The 19,040-nt window shown below is 62.4% G+C and carries 16 protein-coding genes, 1 pseudogene and 1 riboswitch; of the genes and pseudogenes, 12 read left to right on the top strand and 5 right to left on the bottom strand.

Features of this window, described 5'->3' with window-relative positions; translation table 11 throughout:
• Window positions 1–1,017: pseudogene (locus A2J01_RS33930) on the bottom strand (PucR family transcriptional regulator); the annotation flags it as partial.
• A gap of 195 nt (window positions 1,018–1,212) precedes the next feature.
• Here A2J01_RS33930 and pruA point away from each other — a divergent pair.
• Both pruA and A2J01_RS33920 read left to right on the top strand, forming a co-directional pair.
• The gene (gene pruA / locus A2J01_RS33925; RefSeq protein WP_030535314.1) at window positions 1,213–2,874 is read left to right on the top strand and encodes an L-glutamate gamma-semialdehyde dehydrogenase; all 1,662 of its coding nucleotides are present in this window, start codon (window positions 1,213–1,215) and stop codon (window positions 2,872–2,874) included.
• Window positions 2,874–3,839 carry a proline dehydrogenase family protein gene (locus A2J01_RS33920; protein WP_064114431.1) on the top strand — a complete coding sequence of 322 codons (966 nt, stop codon included), beginning with the start codon at window positions 2,874–2,876 and terminating at the stop codon, window positions 3,837–3,839. Before pruA ends, A2J01_RS33920 begins: the two co-directional genes overlap by 1 nt.
• Here the strand turns inward: A2J01_RS33920 and A2J01_RS33915 are convergent.
• Window positions 3,836–5,134, bottom strand: coding sequence for an NtaA/DmoA family FMN-dependent monooxygenase (locus A2J01_RS33915; RefSeq protein WP_064114430.1), 1,299 nt, complete (start codon window positions 5,132–5,134; stop codon window positions 3,836–3,838). The genes A2J01_RS33920 and A2J01_RS33915 overlap by 4 nt on opposite strands.
• A gap of 113 nt (window positions 5,135–5,247) precedes the next feature.
• Window positions 5,248–5,793: a CGNR zinc finger domain-containing protein gene (locus A2J01_RS33910; RefSeq protein WP_003939872.1), complete on the bottom strand. Its 546-nt coding sequence runs from the start codon at window positions 5,791–5,793 to the stop codon at window positions 5,248–5,250.
• A gap of 68 nt (window positions 5,794–5,861) precedes the next feature.
• Here A2J01_RS33910 and A2J01_RS33905 point away from each other — a divergent pair, with 68 nt between their 5' ends.
• From A2J01_RS33905 to metE, 7 genes are all read left to right on the top strand, one after another.
• Window positions 5,862–6,809 (top strand): EamA family transporter, encoded by a 948-nt coding sequence (locus tag A2J01_RS33905; RefSeq protein ID WP_003940332.1) that lies wholly within the window; start codon window positions 5,862–5,864, stop codon window positions 6,807–6,809.
• A 45-nt stretch (window positions 6,810–6,854) separates the two neighbouring features.
• The gene (locus tag A2J01_RS33900) at window positions 6,855–7,811 is read left to right on the top strand and encodes an ABC transporter ATP-binding protein (protein ID WP_042921758.1); all 957 of its coding nucleotides are present in this window, start codon (window positions 6,855–6,857) and stop codon (window positions 7,809–7,811) included.
• Window positions 7,811–8,605, top strand: a complete 795-nt coding sequence (locus A2J01_RS33895) for an ABC transporter permease (protein ID WP_064114429.1) — start codon at window positions 7,811–7,813, stop codon at window positions 8,603–8,605. The genes A2J01_RS33900 and A2J01_RS33895 overlap by 1 nt, the downstream gene beginning before the upstream one ends.
• Window positions 8,606–9,730, top strand: a complete 1,125-nt coding sequence (locus A2J01_RS33890; protein ID WP_064114428.1) for a sensor histidine kinase — start codon at window positions 8,606–8,608, stop codon at window positions 9,728–9,730.
• Window positions 9,727–10,356, top strand: a complete 630-nt coding sequence (locus tag A2J01_RS33885; protein ID WP_003940330.1) for a response regulator transcription factor — start codon at window positions 9,727–9,729, stop codon at window positions 10,354–10,356. Before A2J01_RS33890 ends, A2J01_RS33885 begins: the two co-directional genes overlap by 4 nt.
• A 219-nt stretch (window positions 10,357–10,575) precedes the next feature.
• Window positions 10,576–11,013: a helix-turn-helix domain-containing protein gene (locus A2J01_RS33880; RefSeq protein WP_003940179.1), complete on the top strand. Its 438-nt coding sequence runs from the start codon at window positions 10,576–10,578 to the stop codon at window positions 11,011–11,013.
• 81 nt (window positions 11,014–11,094) lie between these two features.
• Window positions 11,095–11,319: riboswitch (cobalamin riboswitch) on the top strand.
• A gap of 159 nt (window positions 11,320–11,478) precedes the next feature.
• Entirely contained in the window at window positions 11,479–13,743 is a 2,265-nt protein-coding gene (gene metE / locus A2J01_RS33875; protein ID WP_064114433.1) for a 5-methyltetrahydropteroyltriglutamate--homocysteine S-methyltransferase, read from the top strand.
• A 58-nt stretch (window positions 13,744–13,801) separates the two neighbouring features.
• Here the strand turns inward: metE and A2J01_RS33870 are convergent, their stop codons facing one another.
• On the bottom strand, window positions 13,802–15,400 hold the full coding sequence (locus A2J01_RS33870; protein ID WP_007733602.1) for an ABC transporter substrate-binding protein: 1,599 nt from the start codon (window positions 15,398–15,400) through the stop codon (window positions 13,802–13,804).
• 174 nt (window positions 15,401–15,574) lie between these two features.
• Window positions 15,575–16,189, bottom strand: a complete 615-nt coding sequence (locus tag A2J01_RS33865) for a TetR/AcrR family transcriptional regulator (protein ID WP_082901005.1) — start codon at window positions 16,187–16,189, stop codon at window positions 15,575–15,577.
• 104 nt (window positions 16,190–16,293) lie between these two features.
• Here A2J01_RS33865 and A2J01_RS33860 point away from each other — a divergent pair, with 104 nt between their 5' ends.
• The 3 genes from A2J01_RS33860 to A2J01_RS33850 all read left to right on the top strand — a co-directional run bounded on the left by A2J01_RS33860 (window position 16,294) and on the right by A2J01_RS33850 (window position 19,020).
• Entirely contained in the window at window positions 16,294–16,845 is a 552-nt protein-coding gene (locus tag A2J01_RS33860; protein ID WP_064114427.1) for a MarR family winged helix-turn-helix transcriptional regulator, read from the top strand.
• Window positions 16,846–16,954: 109 nt separating this feature from the next.
• A complete protein-coding gene (locus tag A2J01_RS33855) occupies window positions 16,955–18,154 on the top strand; it encodes a homogentisate 1,2-dioxygenase (protein WP_030535304.1) in 1,200 nt (399 codons plus the stop codon).
• The gene (locus A2J01_RS33850) at window positions 18,151–19,020 is read left to right on the top strand and encodes a hypothetical protein (RefSeq protein ID WP_030535303.1); all 870 of its coding nucleotides are present in this window, start codon (window positions 18,151–18,153) and stop codon (window positions 19,018–19,020) included. Before A2J01_RS33855 ends, A2J01_RS33850 begins: the two co-directional genes overlap by 4 nt.
• The last annotated feature ends 20 nt before the right edge of the window (window positions 19,021–19,040 follow it).

The following is a 19,040-nucleotide window of genomic DNA, read 5'->3' as shown; positions in this document are numbered from 1 at the left end:
CAGCCCACCGTTTCCGATACTCGCCACTCCGACCACCATCGCCGGTCCGGACATCGGGATGGTCAACGAGGCCGCGAGCGAAGGAACGTCGACACCGCCGCCGCGAACCCCGAGCAACCGCTGAATCTGTATCGCCTCGTTACTCGGCGCGTCTCGGATGCGCGAAATCAGCCGAGCAGCAACGGCCGCGGCACCGCGGAGCACGCTGTCGGCATCGCCGGCAATGGGAACCGGGCCTTCCTGCACCCAGATCGTGCCGAGAAGATCAGAGCTGAAACCGCTCTCCCCCTTGACATTGTCGGATATTCTCCGAATCGGAACCACCAACCGTCGCCTGATCGCGAGGTCTTCGTGCGCAGGCACCTCCACTACGTCGTCGCTTCGCCGCAGGCTCTCGAAGACGCCCCACTCCTGTAGCTTTCTGAGGTATTCGCGAGGTCCTTCACGGCCGAGGATTGATTGCCGGCGGAGCTCGTCCGCAGCATCTCCCGATGCCGAATAAGCCAAGACGTGGGAATGATCGTCCTCGATGCTGACCATCCCCCGCGTGATTGCGGCGACGTTCTGCGCCAGCTCGAACAAGTCTGTGTCACTACCGAATACGATGTCGTCCGAATCTTGTCGGGACACCGAATGATCGAGCACGCCCCGGATGGTCGTGAACAATCGATCCCAACGAGCATCCGGATGGACCGCTATCAAGGCGATCCCGGCGCGCTGTGCCGCCGCACGCACCGACGTGTCCGAGGCCTCCTTCGACATGACGGCCCGAGGCGCTGATCCCTTCTGATCGAGGCGGTTCAGCCAGGCCGCCAATTCGGCTGCGCCGATACCGACAGCGAGCCAGAGCTCAGAGGATTCGACGGCCGCGGTTCTGGGGCGCGTGAGGTCCCCGACCTCTGCGAACACCACGGAGTCGACGAAGACGTCATCACCTGACGGCGCGAGGACGAGCTCGACAAAAGCTCCGCCCAGCGCCCGAAGGACCGCGTCGAGCCTGACCCCACGGATAGACACGTACCACCCACTCTCCGGACCGCCGCAATGCCTCAACTTCGAGAATAGTGCATTTTCCTGCGAAAACGGTTCAGCCGATCGGACAAACACGGACACCGATGTTTGGCCGCTCAGCGGATTACTCGCCGACGTCTTTCGACTTGACTGGTTCACGACACGACAACTGCCCACTCCTGAGTCTGCCGAAGGATCGTCATGGACGCCGTTACCAATGTCCCCCACCCAGCCAACGAACCGGTGAACAATTACGCGCCGGGAAGCCCGGAACGATCGCGCCTCCGTACGAAACTGACCGAACTGGCCGAATCGCCGACCGACATCAGGCAGGTCATCGGCGGCATTCACCGAACTGCGGAAGGTAAGCGAGAGAGCGTTGTTCAACCACACCGTCACAGTTCGGTGCTCGGATCGTATGCGGGCGCAACCCACTCGGACGTTCGTGATGCCATCGACGCCGCCACACTCGCCGCCCCGGCCTGGCGCGACCTCTCGTTCGACGACCGCGCTGCGGTCTTCCTCCGCGCCGCCGATCTACTTTCCGGCCCGTGGCGCGAAACCATCGCCGCCGCAACAATGCTCGGCCAGTCGAAGACCGCATACCAGGCCGAGATCGACGCGCCCTGCGAACTGATCGACTTCTGGCGTTTCAACGTCGCGTTCGCACGTCAGATACTCGCCGACCAACCCGTTTCCGCTCCGGGAGTGTGGAATCGCGTCGAATATCGTCCACTCGAAGGTTTCGTCTACGCGATCACTCCCTTCAATTTCACCGCCATCGCCGGAAATCTCCCCACAGCACCGGCCCTGATGGGCAACACCGTGATCTGGAAGCCGTCACCCACGCAGGCCGTCGCGGCGTACCTGACAATGCAACTACTCGAAGCTGCCGGCCTCCCGCCCGGGGTGATCAATCTTGTTCTCGGCGACGGCCCCTTGGTGTCCGAGGTCGCGCTTGCCGACCCCCGACTGGCGGGTATCCACTTCACCGGATCCACCGCAACGTTCCAGCGTTTGTGGCGTGAGGTCGGAGCCAACATCTCGAACTACCGGACGTATCCGCGTCTCGTCGGCGAAACCGGCGGCAAAGATTTTGTACTCGCACACAGTTCCGCTGACCCGGACGTACTCACGACGGCATTGATTCGCGGGGCCTTCGACTACCAGGGCCAGAAATGTTCGGCCGCATCACGGGCGTTCATCCCGAAGTCGGTGTGGGCCAAGATGGGCGACACGTTCATCGACACTGTGTCGACGTTGAAGTACGGAGACGTCACCGACCTGACGAACTTCGGCGGCGCCGTCATCGACCAACGTTCGTTCGACCGAAACGCCGCCGCGATCGTCCGCGCCAAGTCGACCAGCAGCCTCACCATCGCAGCAGGCGGCGACTACGACGACCGTGAAGGATTCTTCATCTCACCGACGGTCCTACTCGGTGACGACCCGAGCGACGAAGCCTTCAGCACCGAGTACTTCGGTCCCATCCTTTCGCTTCACGTCTACGACGACTCCGCACCCAATGCCTACGCCGACATCCTCGCGCGCGTCGACAGCGGATCCGCTTACGCCCTGACCGGCGCCGTGATCGCCACCGACCGTGCGGCCGTCGATCAAGCTCATCATGGTCTGCGGTTCGCCGCCGGAAACTTCTACGTCAACGACAAGCCGACGGGAGCGGTTGTCGGACAACAACCCTTCGGAGGTGCGCGGGCTTCGGGTACCAACGACAAGGCCGGTTCGCCGCAGAATCTGCTCCGTTGGGCGTCGACACGCACCGTCAAGGAAACCTTCGTTCCTCCCACCGATCATCGTTACCCCCACCAGGACGTCGATCCAGCCGAGAGCGAGAACCGTTGATGAGTGCCGTCTCGCTGAGCAACCCACTGCGCCCGGTGCTCCTCGCGGCGGCACGCTCGTCGCGACTGGAGAAGACAGTCTCCGGGATGACCTTGACCCGCAAGCTTGTAGACAGGTTCGTCGCCGGGGACGCGGAACCCGCAGCGATGTCAGCGGTGCGCAACATCCTCACCAGTGGCCGGTTCGTGACGGTCGACTACCTCGGCGAGGACACCACCGATCCGGCTCAGGCAACAGCTACCGTCGACGCCTATCTCTCCCTTCTCCGCTCGTACGCAACGCTTTCCGAGATTGCCGGGACGCAACACTCCCTGGAGGTTTCGCTCAAGCTCTCCGCGTTGGGGCAGTCACTTCCCGGTGACGGCGAGAAGATCGCCCTGGCGAACGCTCACCGAATCGTCACAGCGGCAGACGAAGTGGGCGCGTGGGTCACCGTCGATGCGGAGGATCACACCACCACCGACTCGACACTGTCCATCGTCGAAGAGTTGCGCCGCGACTTCCCGACGCTCGGCACGGTCCTGCAGGCGTATCTACACCGCACCGAGGCCGACTGCCGGCACTTCTCCGGATCAGGTTCACGAATTCGGCTGTGCAAGGGTGCATACAAGGAACCGGCCGTCGTCGCGTTCCAAAAGGCCGGCGAAGTCGACGCGTCGTACCTGCGTTGCCTGAAGGTCTTGATGGAAGGTGACGGGTACCCGATGGTCGCCTCCCACGATCCCACCATGATCGACGCCGCCCTCGAACTCGCCACACTGACCGAGCGGACAGCCGCGGATTTCGAGTTCCAGATGCTCTTCGGCATCCGCGACGGCGAACAACGCAGATTGGTAGCCGAAGGCAATCACCTGCGGGTCTACGTTCCCTACGGCAGCCAGTGGTACGGCTACTTCATGCGTCGCCTCGCGGAAAGACCGGCCAACCTCATGTTCTTCATGCGCTCACTCGCTTCCAACAACTAGACACCGGAAACCGTTGGCAGCGTTGGCAACTCGAGGTTTTCGCGAAAGGTACCGCCGACGTAGTCGGATCCCACGATTCCGCGCTTGCGCAGCTCCGGCAGCAGCCCGTTCGTGACGAAATCGCGTGTACGCGGATCGGCAAGGTCACCGAGCGTGATGACGTCGAGTACGCCCGCGTCGTATCGTTCCTCGATCGCGTCCGCGAGCTGTTCCGGGGTGCCCGCCGCTGCCCAGTGGCCGGTGTCCTTGGACGCGATGATCAACTCACGCAGAGTCTTTCCTTGTGATGCGAGCTTGCCGAAGATCTCGACCCGGCCCCGTCGTCGATTCACCGACGACGGGTCCGGCAACAACGACTCCGGGATCGACCGATCCAGCGGCAATTCCGAGAAATCCACGTCACCGCCGAACATGTCGGCAAGCCTGGTGCGTCCGGCGTCGAAGTCCGTCGATTCCTCGGCTTCTCTGACCAATCGTTCGACTTCGGCTTCGGTAGCGCCGTACGTTGCGTGGAACGAGCTGAAAATCAGTGGCAGTTCGTCCCCACGCCCCAACTCTGCCGCCCTGGCGCGGATCGTCTTCGTGTAGGTGACCGCGTCCTCGAAGGTTGCGAGAGAAGTGAATACGACCTCGGCGAAGCGAGCACCCAGTTCGATACCTCCGGCAGATTGGCCTGCCTGGAATTGGACCGGACGACGCTGCGGCAGGGATGGAATGTTCAACGGCCCCTGCACGGTGAAGTACTTGCCTCGGTGCTCGATGGGGACCACCCTCGACGGATCTAGCACCGCAGAGCCCTCTCCCCGGATCAAGGCGCCGGGCTTCCAGCTGTCGAAGAGCGCGTTGACCACCTCGAGCGATTCGGCCGCTCGGGCGTACCGCTCCTCCGGACTCGGCAGGTCCAGGTCGCTGTAGTTCTCTTCTCCGAGTGAGGAAGTGACGGCATTCCATGCGGCTCGACCATTGCTGACGTGGTCCAGGGTGCCGAACAACCGTGCCAGGTTGAATGGGTGATGAAACGTCGTCGTGACGGTGGCGATGAGCCCCACATGGGTGGTGACCGCACTCAGCGCGGCAAGGAAGATCAACGGCTCCTGCGCACCGATCGCGCCCTGCGCACCGAAACTCAGCAGGTCGGCGGCAAACAGTCCGTCGATCTTGTTCGCCTCGGCCGTCTTTGCGACGTCGATCGCGGACGCGACCGTCGAAGTCGTCGGATCGATCGCGGCGTCGTAGATACTCACCGCCCCGCTGACACCGGTCACCGTCTTGAGTGGACGCCTACGATCGGCCACCGACCATCCTCCTGGCTTCGCGAAATCTGTTCCGAATTCACAACGCTAGACCGATCCTGGCTCCCGACAAGGTATTCACTCAGCCTGGTTCTATCCCTCCGAACGCCGCTTGGTCACGCCCCGGATTTACGGGCACGATAGGCGGCGACGTGCGCCCTGTTCCCACAGTTCCCGGTGTCGCAGTATCGCTTCGAACGATTGCGCGACAAATCCACGAAGACCGCTTCGCAGTCCGGGGCCTCGCACCATCGCAACCTAGAGAATTCGTCGGTTCGGATCAGATCGAGCACACCCATCGCCGCTTCTGCGGCCATCCGGTCCACCAGTGGCGAATCGTCAGCGGTGACGTGCAGGTGCCAGCCGAGGTCGTCGTGCCTGGTGAGCCGCGGCCTCGCGCCCGATTCGAGTAGCAGTGTGTTCACCACCTCGACGGCGTCGTCCACTCCCGCGGCTTCCCAGAACTTTCGCAGTCGTGGACGCAGCGCACGAACCGCCGTCAATTCCTCCGGTGTGCCGTCCCGCCTGCCGGTCCAGCGATCCGCGTCGAGAAACCGTGTCAGCTCCTCTTGATCCGGAAGCAGTTCGGCCCCGCCGCGGGCCGTGTTGACCAACGACGCGGCGAAGACGAGCGCCGATTCCGTGTCACCAGCAAAATGCACTTTGACTCCTGAGCCGTATCAACCTAATGTCAGCATCGTAATCGCTTTTACTCCTGACGGGTGACGACGTGAACTCTCGCAACGGCTTGATCTTCGCTCTGCTGTCCGCGGCAACGTTCGGCGTATCGGGCCCGTTCGCGAAATCTCTCATCGAATCAGGGTGGTCCCCCGGCGGCGCAGTGTTCGCGCGCGTTGCCGGCGGCGCACTGGTGATGATGGTGATCGCCGTAGCCACCCAATGGCCTCGCCTACGACAGGTGAGCACCCACACGCGAACGGTACTGCTGTACGGGGTGTTCGCGATCTCGGGCGTTCAACTGTGCTTCTTCAATGCCGTGCAACATCTTTCGGTCGGCGTCGCATTGCTTCTCGAGTACCTTGCACCGATCATCGTCATCGGGTGGGTGTGGATAACCAAGGGCGCGCGTCCGAGCGTGCAGACGCTTCTCGGTGCGGCGGTGGCCTTGATCGGCGCCGCCGTGGTGATCGACGTCTTCGGATCGGCAGAGATCAGTGCCGTCGGAGTCGCCTGGGGACTGGCCGCCGCGGCATGCCTTGCAGTCTATTTCGTCATTTCCGAACGTGCGGACGGTGATCTCCATCCTGTTGTGCTCGCGGCATCGGGGCTCACGGTCAGTGCGGTGGTCATCGGCGCGCTCGGACTCGTAGGCGTCCTCCCCCTCCAGTTCTCGGCCTCGAACGCCGTCGTGGCAGACCATTCGGTGAACGTGTGGCTGCCGGTGGTGGTCCTGGTCCTGGTCAGCACTGTCATTGCCTATCTCACCGGCATCGCCGCGATCACGCTGCTGGGGCCGACAATCGGGTCTCTGGTAGCGCTGACCGAAGTGCTGTGCGCGGTCGTCGCCGCGTGGATCCTGGTCGGGGAATCCGTCACCGCACTCCAAGCTGTAGGTGGCGCAGCAATCATCGCGGGGTTGGTCCTCGCGCGCCTCGGTCAGGTTGCACCGAAACAGATACCGGCCGACCCGATGACAAATGTCATGGCAGAAGAATGACGGACGGACGAGGGATCACGACCTCGAAGCGAGCAGATTCTATGTATGACCTCAACACAGGCACGGCATTCACCACAGGCACTGCATACACGCACTGAAGGATCGGCACACGACGCCGTCCGGTTGACCGGACTTCGCAAGAGTTTCGGAACCGTCGACGCCGTCAAAGGTATCGACCTGAGCATCCGCCCCGGCGAGATCGTCGCGTTCCTCGGCCCGAACGGCGCAGGCAAGACGACAACCATCGACATGATCCTCGGCCTGTCCCGGCCGACGTCAGGCGAGGTGAGCGTCTTCGGAATGTCACCTCGATCGGCGATTGCCCGCGGACTCGTCTCGGCAGTCATGCAGACCGGCGGACTACTGAAAGAGCTGACGGTTGCCGAGACTGTGCAGCTGACCGCCAGCCTGTACTCCCAATCCCGTCCGGTCGACGAAGTGCTGGGGAGAGCCGGAATCCTCGACATCTCCGATCGCCTGGTCAGCAAATGCTCAGGCGGACAACAACAGCGGTTGCGATTTGCGATGGCGTTGCTGTCGAACCCGCAATTGCTCATTCTCGACGAGCCCACCACCGGCATGGACGTCGAAGGGCGTCGGGACTTTTGGTCCGCCATCCGCGCCGACGCAGATCACGGTCGCACTGTGCTTTTTGCGACGCACTACCTCGAAGAGGCCGATGTCTACGCCGACCGCATCATCCTGGTCAGGCAAGGCACCGTGGTCGCAGACGGGACCACCGCCGAGGTCAAGGCGATGGCGTCCGGACGCACCCTGCGCGCGACTGTTCCAGGCATCACCGACGAACTCCTGCGAGCCATACCGAACTCCGACGCCGTCGAGGTGCGCGGTGAGTCGCTGCTCGTGCACTCGGGCGACACCGATGCCGTTGCACGGTTCCTGTTGACCAATACGCAGGCTCGCGATCTCGAAATCGTCTCGCGTGGCCTCGAAGACGCATTCATCGCACTCACGTCGAACAACTCCGAAGGACAGAAGTGATGACCACTGCAACCGAAGCGAATACCTACGGAGCCGAGCGAACCGTCGTACCTCTCGGCGGATTCAAAACGACGCTACTGCGACTGGAATTTCGTCGCCTGACTCGCAACCGGCGCACGATGATCTTCACGCTCGTCATGCCGGTTGTCTTCTTCCTCGTCTTCGGTCTCGGTCAAGGCGACGACGACCACGGGATCGGGCACGGCAATGTCGCCGCGTACATCATGATCAGCATGGCCCTGTACGGCGCGATGCTGGCCACCACCAGCGGCGGCGCGATGGTCTCGATCGAACGAGCGTCCGGGTGGAGCCGACAACTTCGGCTGACTCCCCTGACCCCGGTCGCCTACATCGCCGTCAAACTGATCATGGCGATGCTGCTCGGTCTCGTCTCGATTCTCGTGGTCTACGTCGTCGGCGCGTTCACCTCGGCGCAGATGGACGGATCACTCTGGTTCACAACGGGATTGATCGCCTGGCTGGGATCATCGATCTTCGCGGCCTTCGGCCTGTTCATGGGGTACCTACTCCCCAGTGAGAACGTCATGCAGTTGCTCGGACCGGGACTGGCTCTGCTCGCATTCGGCGGCGGACTCTTCGTACCACTCACCGACGGTTCCGTATGGGCGACCATCGCACAGTTCACCCCGATGTTCGGCATCAACGCCCTCGCCCACGCACCGTTGACGGGCAATAGCATTCACTGGACCTGGATCGTCAATATCCTGGTGTGGTTCGCCATCTTCGCCGGCGGAGCGATCTGGCGGTTCCAACGAGATACGGAGCGTGTGTAGTTGTCGCAAACGACTGACCGAGAAGATTCCGTCGCGCTCCCGCGGCGGAATCGTTTCGGCGTTCTCTTCGCGGCGGTCTGGATGGTATTTCTCGGCGGGCCGCTGATCGAGGGATGGAATCTGCGCGACGAACTGCGCGGCTGGACAGGGATTCTCGCGACGGTCGCCTTCAGTGCGCTCTATCTCTACACGTTCGCCACAACGCAGCAGCGACGTCGAATGACAATGACTCGGCCGACGATTCGCGAAGCTGCACTGGCTCTGTCCGCCTTGACCGCGTTGGCCGCCGTGATGATCGTGAGCGTCGGGCCGACAGGTTTGGCAGCAGCACCGTACCTCGCGGTGACAGCGGTGACACTGTTGCCGACCGTCGCCGGCGGCATTCTCGCCTTGGTGTTCGCGGCCTCCGTGGAGATAGTCAGCCTCTCGTCCGGATGGGGGAACTACTCCGGACTCTCACTCGGAGTCTGCGCGGCCGCGTTCGCGACCTGGGGAATCATGTCCCTGATCAGCCGCAACTTCGCCATACTCCATGAACGCGAAGAGCAGGAGCAGCGGGCAATCATGGAGGAGCGAACGAGGATGGCGCGCGATCTGCACGACATCCTCGGGCACTCGCTGACCGTCATCACGATCAAAGCCGAACTGGCCAATCGCCTACTCGATGTCGATATCGAACGTGCGCGCAACGAACTCGACGACCTCGAAAGACTTTCTCGTGACGCGTTGGCAGACGTGCGCTCGGCCGTCGAAGGATTTCGTGGGATTTCGCTACCCGTCGAGATAGCCCGAGCGCGAGAGGCTTTGCGTGCGGCAGGTATCGAAGACGACGTGCCGAGCAGCACCGACATGGTTCCCACGCGTCTTCGGGAACTCTTTGCATGGACGATCCGTGAGGGCGTCACCAACGTCGTTCGACACAGCGGTGCGACCCACTGCCGGATCACGGTCGACGAGAATAGTGCGTCGGTCGTCGACGACGGACGAGGGGCCGAGTCGACGTCTTCCGGAAACGGTCTGATCGGATTGCGCGAGCGCGCCGGAGCGTCGGGCGCACGAGTGATCATCACTCATCCCCAGCCGCAGGGGTTTGCACTTCAGGTAGTCGAACAGGAGACAGAGTGAACAGCCAGGGCGATCGAGCAACCATACGGCTGCTCTTGGCGGACGATCAGGCGCTCGTGCGAGGAGCTTTGGCCGCGCTGCTCGATCTGGAATCCGACCTGTCCGTGGTGGCCGAGGTCGGTCGCGGCGACGAGGTGGTGTCCGCCGTTCTCGAACACCGCCCGGACGTCGCGCTTCTGGACGTCGAGATGCCCGGCATGGACGGAATCGCCGCGACGGCGGCCCTTCGCGAGGCAGCGCCCGACACCCGGGTTCTGATCGTCACCACGTTCGGCCGTCCCGGATTTCTTCGTAAAGCCCTGCACGCCGGGGCCGGCGGGTTCGTCGTCAAGGACACCCCCGCCAGGCAGCTTGCCGACGCGGTCAGGCGTGTCCACGCCGGACTGCGCGTCGTCGATCCTACCCTTGCGGCCGACAGCCTCGTCAGCGGCGAGTCGCCCCTGACGGAGCGTGAGACCCAAGTACTGCGCGCCGCTCACGACGGCGCACCCGTGGCAGCCATCGCAGGGGCGCTCTTCCTGTCTGCCGGGACAGTTCGAAATCATCTGTCATCCGCGATGGGTAAGACGGGTGCGTCAACGCGCGCGGAAGCCGTCAGAATCGCCGAGTCGAACGGCTGGCTCTGATCCGCGCGTCTGGAATAGCCTTCCCCGGCAAATAGTTCGCCGTTCGATTCGTGATGGCGATTTGTCCAGATCACTCAAAGTAGGGACCTTCTACCCTAGGGATTTTCCCTGCAAACGACCGCTTCGCGAGAATCCGAAACAGCTAATCGTTCGATACCTGGCTATGATGCAGTTAATTGAACCGACGGAGCCTGTGCGTAGCGGGGGAAGGGACGTCTCATGTCGAACCAGTTCAACGATCGCTTGAACTCGCTGTTCGAGACTGCCGACTTTCACGTCACCAACGCGATGGTCGTTCGCGGCATGACCGAGTTCGGCTGCCGTATCTCGACGCCGTACCTGTCGCAACTGCGCACCGGCGTCCGAACCAATCCGTCACCCGAAGTGGTTGCCGCCCTCGCCCACTTCTTCAAGGTCCATCCGGACTACTTCTACGCCCCGTCCGATCACACTCCGCCCGCGATCTCAGGTGGCGAGGCAGACCTCTCCCTCCTCGAACAGCTGCACAACGTGCGCCTGCGGAACCTCACCTCCCGTGTCGTCGACCTCTCACCGTCTTCACAGGATCTGCTTGTCGAAATGGCGGAGAATCTACGTTCCTCCGAAAATCTTCCGCGCGTACCACCGGACTCGAATTCCTACATGTCACGCGCATAGCGCCCTTCGCCGACTCTCCTTGACTGTTCAGGGAGGGTTGGCCTTATGCTGGTCGATGCAGCTGGTTCGCCCGGCACGGTCATGAGGAGCCCCGAAGACCGGTCCCGGCGTCGAAGCTCCGTCAGCGCAAGCTGTCGGGGTGAGAGGGAACCCGGTGAAAATCCGGGACTGTCCCGCAGCGGTAAGCAGGAACGACCGCCGTTCATGTGCACTGGGCATCCGCCTGGGAAGCGACGGCCAGTAGGTTCGATCCAACTCGATCGAGTGCCCGCGAGTCCGAAGACCTGCCGACTGTGTCGGGCACGCCGTGCCCGACGGTCCACCGCCTCGTGGAATGGGCGTGTAGCTCTCCATCGGACCTCGCGTGCGGTGCGGGCAGTGCTGCCCGCTGAAACTCGGGGTCTCGTGAGGTATACCCGTCTGCCGGCAGTGGCCATCAGTGCATTGGCAATCTGGAGAAACTCCGTGACAACAACATTCACTTCGACCGTGCTGGGCTCACCGCGCATCGGTCCTCATCGAGAACTCAAGCGGGCAACCGAAAGCTACTGGGCAGGGCGCATCGACGCCGACGCCCTGCAGGCTGTCGCCCGTGACCTCCGTCGGCAGGGCTTGGCCGACCTCCGTGACCTGGGCCTCGACTCCGTCCCGGTCAATACCTTCTCCTTCTACGACCAGATGCTCGACACCGCAGTTCTTCTCGGCGCGCTGCCCGACCGCGTCGCGTCGGTCGCCGATCCGTTGGACCGCTACTTTGCCGCTGCCCGTGGGACGGACACCATCGCGCCGCTCGAAATGACGAAGTGGTTCGACACCAACTACCACTACCTGGTGCCGGAGATCTCGCCGTCCACCACGTTCGCACTCGACCCGTCCAAGGTCTTGTCCGAACTGGCAGAAGCACTTTCCGACGGCATTGCAGCCCGCCCGGTCGTCATCGGACCGGTCACCTTCCTGCTGCTCTCGAAGGCTGTCGGCACCGACGAGCCGCTGCTCTCGCGACTCGACGAACTACTCCCCCTCTACGCGGATCTACTCGGTCAGCTCGCGAAGGCCGGTGCGAGCTGGGTTCAGCTCGACGAACCGGCCCTCGTGGGCGATCGCACCGACGAGGAAATCGAAGCGGCACGCGCTGCGTACGAACAGCTTTCAGCGCTGTCCGAGCGGCCGTCGATCCTGTTGGCGTCGTACTTCGGTTCGCTGCGTGAGGCGCTGCCCGCGCTTGCGTCCACCGGCGTCGAAGGGTTTGCCGTCGACCTGGTGGCCGGTCAGGATTCGATCGGCTCCGTCCCCGAACTCGCCCGCAAACTGGTCGTCGCCGGTGTGGTCGACGGACGAAACATCTGGCGGTCGGATCTGGATTCGGCACTGAGCACGTTGGGTGCTCTGTTGGGCAGCGTGGATACTCTTGCCGTCTCCACATCGTGCTCCCTGCTGCATGTTCCGTACACTCTCGACGCAGAGGCCGATGTCGACAAGGCCCTGCGCTCGTGGCTCGCGTTCGGCACCGAGAAGGTCAAGGAAGTAGTAACTCTCGCAACCGCTCTCACACAGGGCCGAGAGTCGGTGGAGGACGAGTTCGCTCTGGCACGAGCGGCCGCGTCGACCCGCAAGGACGATCGCAGACTCAATGATGCGAGTGTTCGAGGCCGTCTGGACGCCGTGCTGAACTCGGCGACCGGTCGCGCGCCCGCCGCCGAACGTCGCGCTGCCCAGGACGAACTGCTTTCTCTGCCGCCGCTGCCCACGACGACAATCGGTTCGTACCCGCAAACCTCGAAGATCCGCATCGCTCGCGCAGCACTGCGCAAGGGCGAGATCGACGAAGCCGAGTACGTCAACCGTATGCGCGCCGAAATTGCCGAAGTTGTTGCGCTCCAGGAAAAGCTGGACCTAGACGTTCTTGTTCACGGCGAGCCGGAACGCAACGACATGGTCCAGTACTTCGCGGAGCAGTTGGACGGATTCTTCGCCACCGCCAACGGTTGGGTCCAGTCGTACGGCACCCGCTGCGTGCGTCCGCCGATTCTGTACGGCGACGTCTCCCGCCCGAAACAGATGACCGTCGACTGGATCACGTACGCGCAGTCCCTGACCGACAAGCCGGTCAAGGGCATGCTCACCGGACCCGTCACCATTCTGGCCTGGTCGTTCGTCCGCGACGACCAACCCCTCGTCGACTCGGCAAATCAAGTCGCACTGGCCATTCGAGACGAGACCGTCGACCTGCAGGCCGCCGGAATCGGAATCATCCAGGTTGACGAACCGGCTCTACGAGAACTACTCCCACTGCGCGCCGAGGATCAGCGTGCCTACCTGGACTGGTCGGTCGGCGCCTTCCGGTTGGCTACCTCGGGCGTCGCGGATTCCACCGCGATCCACACGCACCTGTGCTACTCCGAGTTCGGAGCGGTGATCGGCGCCATCGCCGGCCTCGACGCGGACGTCACGTCCATCGAGGCGGCGCGCTCACACATGGAGGTCCTCGACGATCTCAGTTCGGTCGGGTTCGATCTCGGCGTCGGCCCGGGTGTCTACGACATCCACTCGCCGCGGGTGCCGAGCGTCGACGAGATTGCCGAATCCCTGCGTGAGGCACTCAAAGCTGTTCCTGTCGAGCGGTTGTGGGTCAACCCGGACTGCGGTTTGAAGACCCGCGGTTCCGTCGAGGTCGAGGCGTCACTGCGTAACCTCGTCGAAGCCGCGAAGTTGGTACGAGCGGAGCTATAGGGGCAAAGCCCCTGTGCGCCTTTTTGGTAGTGGGCACTACCAAAAAGGCGCACGGGGGTCAGCTCAACCACGTGTTGCCGAAGAGCAGAATCCCGTCCGCACTCGGGGTCACTCCGTGGACGTTCTCGCGCCACGGGATGAAGACCTTGCCGGAGTTGACCACGGCCATCGGCGCCGTCTCGTTGACCACGGTCTGAATATCGTCGATGACGGCTCGCCGCTCATCCTCGCCCGACGCCGTTTGCAGCTTGCCGAGCAACTCGTCCATCCGAGCGTTCTTGTAACCGAGGATGTTCGACGGCGATTCGCTGAACAGGTTGCCGTACATACGCACGAACGGTGACTCTTCCAGCACGTTGAACGCGAAGTAGGACACGTCGTAGTCATGCTTCGCGTACAGCATGGAAATCAGATCGTTGATGCTGGTTGCGTAGGTGATGTCGACCGTGAAACCCACTGCCTGCAAGAGCGACTGAAACGTCAGTGCGCTGCGCTGCGTCGCCGGATCGTTCATCCCGACGTACGTCAGTTTTCCGTCGTAACCGTCCGCCTTCGCCTCGGCGAGATACTTCTTGGCCGCCTCGGGGTCGAAGCCGTTCCCGGCCACCGATCCGTGCCACTGCGACCACGACGCGAACATGTCGGTGCCGGGTTCGCCGAAGCCGCCCTGAACTCGCTCGTTGAACGTATTCGGGTCCACCGCAGCGACAATCGCCTTACGCACGCGCTCGTCCTTCGCTGCCCGATCGTCGCGCTGATTGATTGCCAGAACTCCGGCCATGCTGGCCGAGTACACAAATCCGGGATCACCGGCTTCGAAAGCCTCGTGAATGAAGTCGGGAGACTTCAGATAGGCAACCTGGATTCCGTCGGTGTGCAATCCTTCCAGTTTGCTCTTCTCGTTGACGATTGCGGGAAAGCGCAACTTCTCGAGGTACGGCGCCCCGTCCCAGTACGTCGGACGGGCAGCGAGCACCAATTCGTCCTGGGAGGCGAACTTCTCGACGGTGAACGGGCCTGCCCCGATCGGGGTGAACGTGCCGGTAGCCATCGACGAGGGCGCGACGATCATGCCGGGACCGGTGGTGAACATGATCGGGAACTCGTCCCACGGCTGCGCCAATGTAAAGACGACCGTACTCGGATCCGGTGAATTCGTCTCGCGCACAGCGGTCTTCCACACCAGCGCGTGAGTTCCCTTCTTCTGCAGATAGTGATCGATGCTCCACAGGACTGCCGCACTGTCCATCGGAGTGCCGTCGCTGAAGGTGACGCCGTCGCGCAATTTCAGTGTCCACACCGTGTTGTCGCCGTTGGCCGACAAGGACTGCGCCAAGTGGGGGACGTATTCGCCCGCCGCCGTATCGAAGCGCATGAGAAGGTCGTAGATGGCTGCCATTTCGCTACCACCGGTAGCACCGCCGTCCTGACGGTCAGCCGGATCGAGGCTACTGATCCCGTTGTAGGTGGCAAACGACACGGTGCCACCCGAGCGCGGCTCTCCCCCGTTGTTCTGGTCACCGACAACTCCGACCGTCACGTCCGATGCATCCGTGGTCGTACCTTGGCTACTACCGGCGCACCCCGTCACCACCAGCGTCGCCGACGCCAGGACAACCATCCAGATTCGAGCGCGGACTCGGTACGAGCGCTTCATTGCGACTCACTTTCACAGTTCACGGATACGTCGATCCCTGGATCGGACACCCCGACATATTTGTAAGTGAATTCTAGGTAAGGTCTCGTCCTGCGTCTTCGTTTTCACAAAGCCGAAGCGATAATTCGCGTTCATGACAGCAGAAACTAGAACTGAATTCTAGGTTGCAACCGTTCAGCGAATTAGCAGTCCGATGACGTCTTCGACGTTCCGCTGGGCCTCTGCGAATCCGATCCGGCCACTGGTCCACAGCGCAAGGGCCGTCAGCATCGTGCCGCCTATTGCCACGGCCGCAACCCTCGCCGTCTCGGCCGGGACGCCGTCCATCAACTCGAACAGCATTCTCCGATGTGCCGCTGCGCGCAGATCCAACGACTCGATCACGAACTGATCCGAGGACGAATGGAGTTCGATCTCCAACCGAGCGAAGTAGGGCCTACGCTCGAATGCCTTCATCTCGCGGCGATGAAGTGCCAGAACCCGCTCGTACGCGTTGTTCTCACCACCGTCTGCCCGCAACTTCTCAGGACGACGGACCGATTCGAGACCGCTCCACGCCGTCATCGCCGCAGCCAGAAGTTGCTGTTTGGTCGGAAAGTAGCGATACAGCGTTCCGAGTGCGACGCCTGAACGCTCCGAGACGTCTTTCATCTGGATTCGATCCGACGGCATCTCGGCCAGCATCTCGACCACCGCCGTGGTCAGTCGTCCTCTCCGCTCGAGTTGCCCCACCGACATGAGGTCGACGTCCATGGGAAACTCGTCGCTGCGCGCAGTCACGCGCATCACGATCGTTCAGAATCCTGACCGCAGTGCCGGGTTGCGAAGTTTCATCGTATCCCAGGGATCTAATACACGGATTAATCAACTGCAGATCGCGCTAGGGTTAGTCCATGACTGACCGGACAACCGATGACCAGCCAACCGTCGGCGTGCTGAACTTCTGGTCGTTCATCGAACTGGCCAACAAGCGACTGGCCACCGAACACGGCTTTCGCGACCAGCTGGCCACCGAGGTACTACTGACACTCAATCGGGCTTCCAACGTGGTCACCTACGATCTCGAGTCGTCGATCCACCGCCCTCGCGGCTGGTCATGGTCCTCCTTCAGGCTGTTGTTCGTCACCTGGCTGGCCGGTCCGATCGAGCCGAAGGCTGCCGCCGAGCTCACCGGCATGAGTAGGGCAGCGGTCTCGAATCTGTCCAAGTCGCTGCTGGCAGACGGATTGATCGATCGTCGGCCCACCGAGAGCGACGGCCGTTCGGTCCAGCTGTACCTGACCGACAAGGGCCGAGAAGCCATGGTCGAAGCCTTTCGCGAGCAGAACGAACGCGAACACGCCTGGGTAAGCGTCCTGAGCGAGGCCGAACAGCGAATTCTTGTCATGCTCCTGGACAAACTGATCACCAACCGCAGCCAGTTCGACGTACGCGGACGTAACTGACATAGACCCGAACCCCCTTGGAGGGTTGCGCTCATCACATCATTTTAGTTAATGTGTTTACTATCTGGTGGAGGTGAGCCAGGCAGAACAGCACAGAAGGAGCCCCGTCATGGCGTTCTATCGACAACTCGGCAACATCCCACCGAAGCGTCACACCCAACACCGTGACGAGTCCGGCAACCTCTACTACGAAGAACTGATGGGAGAGGAAGGTTTCTCCTCGGATTCTTCGTTGCTGTACCACCGCGAGATCCCGTCGGCCATCGTCGACGCAACGGTCTGGGAACTGCGCGATCAAAGCACAACCCCCAACCATCCCCTCAAACCGCGCCATCTGAAACTCCACACGCTGTTTCCCGAAAGCACCTGGAACGAGACCGACGTGGTAACCGGCCGTCGTCTCATCCTCGGAAATGCCGACGTGCGATTGTCCTACGTCGTTGCGGCAGCGCCATCTCCCCTGTATCGCAACGCAATCGGCGACGAGATGGTCTACATCGAATCTGGCGAGGCGACCGTCGAGACCGTCTTCGGTGCACTCGAGGCCAGTGAAGGTGACTACGTCCTGATCCCGATGTCCACAACGCATCGATGGATCCCCAAGGGTGACAAGCCACTTCGTGCCTACGCCATCGAGGCGAACAGTCACATCGTCCCGCCCAAGCGCTATCTTTCCCGCTTCGGCCAGCTGCTCGAGAACGCACCGTTCTGTGAACGAGACCTGCACGGACCGATCGCGCCCATGATCGCCGAAGGAACCGACGTCGAGGTTCTGGTCAAGCACCGAACGTCGGCGGGCATCGTCGGCACCCGAATGGTCTATCCCACGCACCCTTTCGATGTCGTCGGCTGGGACGGCTGCCTGTACCCGTACACCTTCAACATCTCCGACTACGAGCCGATCACGGGCCGTGTTCACCAACCGCCGCCGGCGCACCAGGCGTTCGAGGGGAACAACTTCGTGATCTGCAACTTCGTTCCGCGCAAGGTCGACTACCACCCCCTGTCGATCCCGGTGCCGTACTACCACTCGAACGTCGACTCGGACGAGATCATGTTCTACTGCGGCGGTGACTACGAGGCGCGCAAGGGTTCCGGCATCGGACAGGGTTCGATATCTATTCATCCCGGCGGCCACGCCCACGGACCACAACCCGGCGCCTACGAGCGGAGCATCGGCGCCGAGTTCTTCGACGAGCTCGCCGTGATGGTCGATACGTTCCGGCCCCTCGAATTGGGTGAGGGAGCCCTGGCCTGCGAGGACGAAGCGTACGCCTGGAGTTGGGCAGGGCGGGGGCCTAGGCAATGACGATCATCTCCCCACTCCTGCGTGGCCTGTGCGACGACGCAGCACTCTTCCCACCCGGCAATGCTCCTCTCGCCGAGGCAATTCCGGCCCACGCCGCCTACCTGCAGGCGGATTACGACGCACTGGTCGGGCCTTTCGTTTTTCCCGCACCGCGGCTGAGCGAACTGGCTGCGTACGTTTCAGCGGACAGCCCGGTGACGCTGAGTCTGACCGTGCCGGCCGGCCCATCCGAAACGGCGGCCGCACTCTCGAACGCGCTCGCCATCCCTGGTGTTCACGTCGCCGCCGTCGAGGTGGGAATTCCTGACGGGTTGGACGCCGATGCGGCCTTCGAGGAACTCTCTCGTGTCCATGCCGCTCATCCCGACGTCGACATTTTTGTCGAGGTGCCTCGAGGTGATCGGCGCGCGGGCTATCTCACAGCTCTCGAAACTGCCGGGCATTCCGCAAAGTTTCGCACCGGCGGGATTGTTGCCGAGGCGTACCCGAACGAGGAAGAGCTCGCCGATGCGGTGATATCCGTTGTCCGAGCGAATATCCCGTTCAAGGCGACTGCGGGACTGCACCACGGTGTGCGCAACACCGATCCGGAAACAGGCTTCGAGCAACACGGCTTCCTCAACATCATGGTGGCCGTCGACGCGGCGAGGCGGGGCGCCGATCGTTCGGAAATTGTTGCTGCACTGTCTCAGCGCGATGGAAAATCGATCGCGCAAGCCCTGGCCGACCTCACCGAGGACGAGGCCGGCGAGGTGCGTCGCCGATTCCTCTCGTTCGGTACCTGCAGCATCTCGGACCCTCTGACCGAGCTGGAAGGCCTCGGGTTGATCGTCCGCTCCGACAAAACCGAAGGAACTCTCGTATGACTGTCACGACCATCGACATT

Source organism: Rhodococcus sp. EPR-134, from assembly GCF_001647205.1.
Taxonomy (GTDB): Bacteria; Actinomycetota; Actinomycetes; order Mycobacteriales; family Mycobacteriaceae; genus Rhodococcus_F; species Rhodococcus_F qingshengii.
This window is presented reverse-complemented; position numbering and strand designations above follow the sequence as displayed.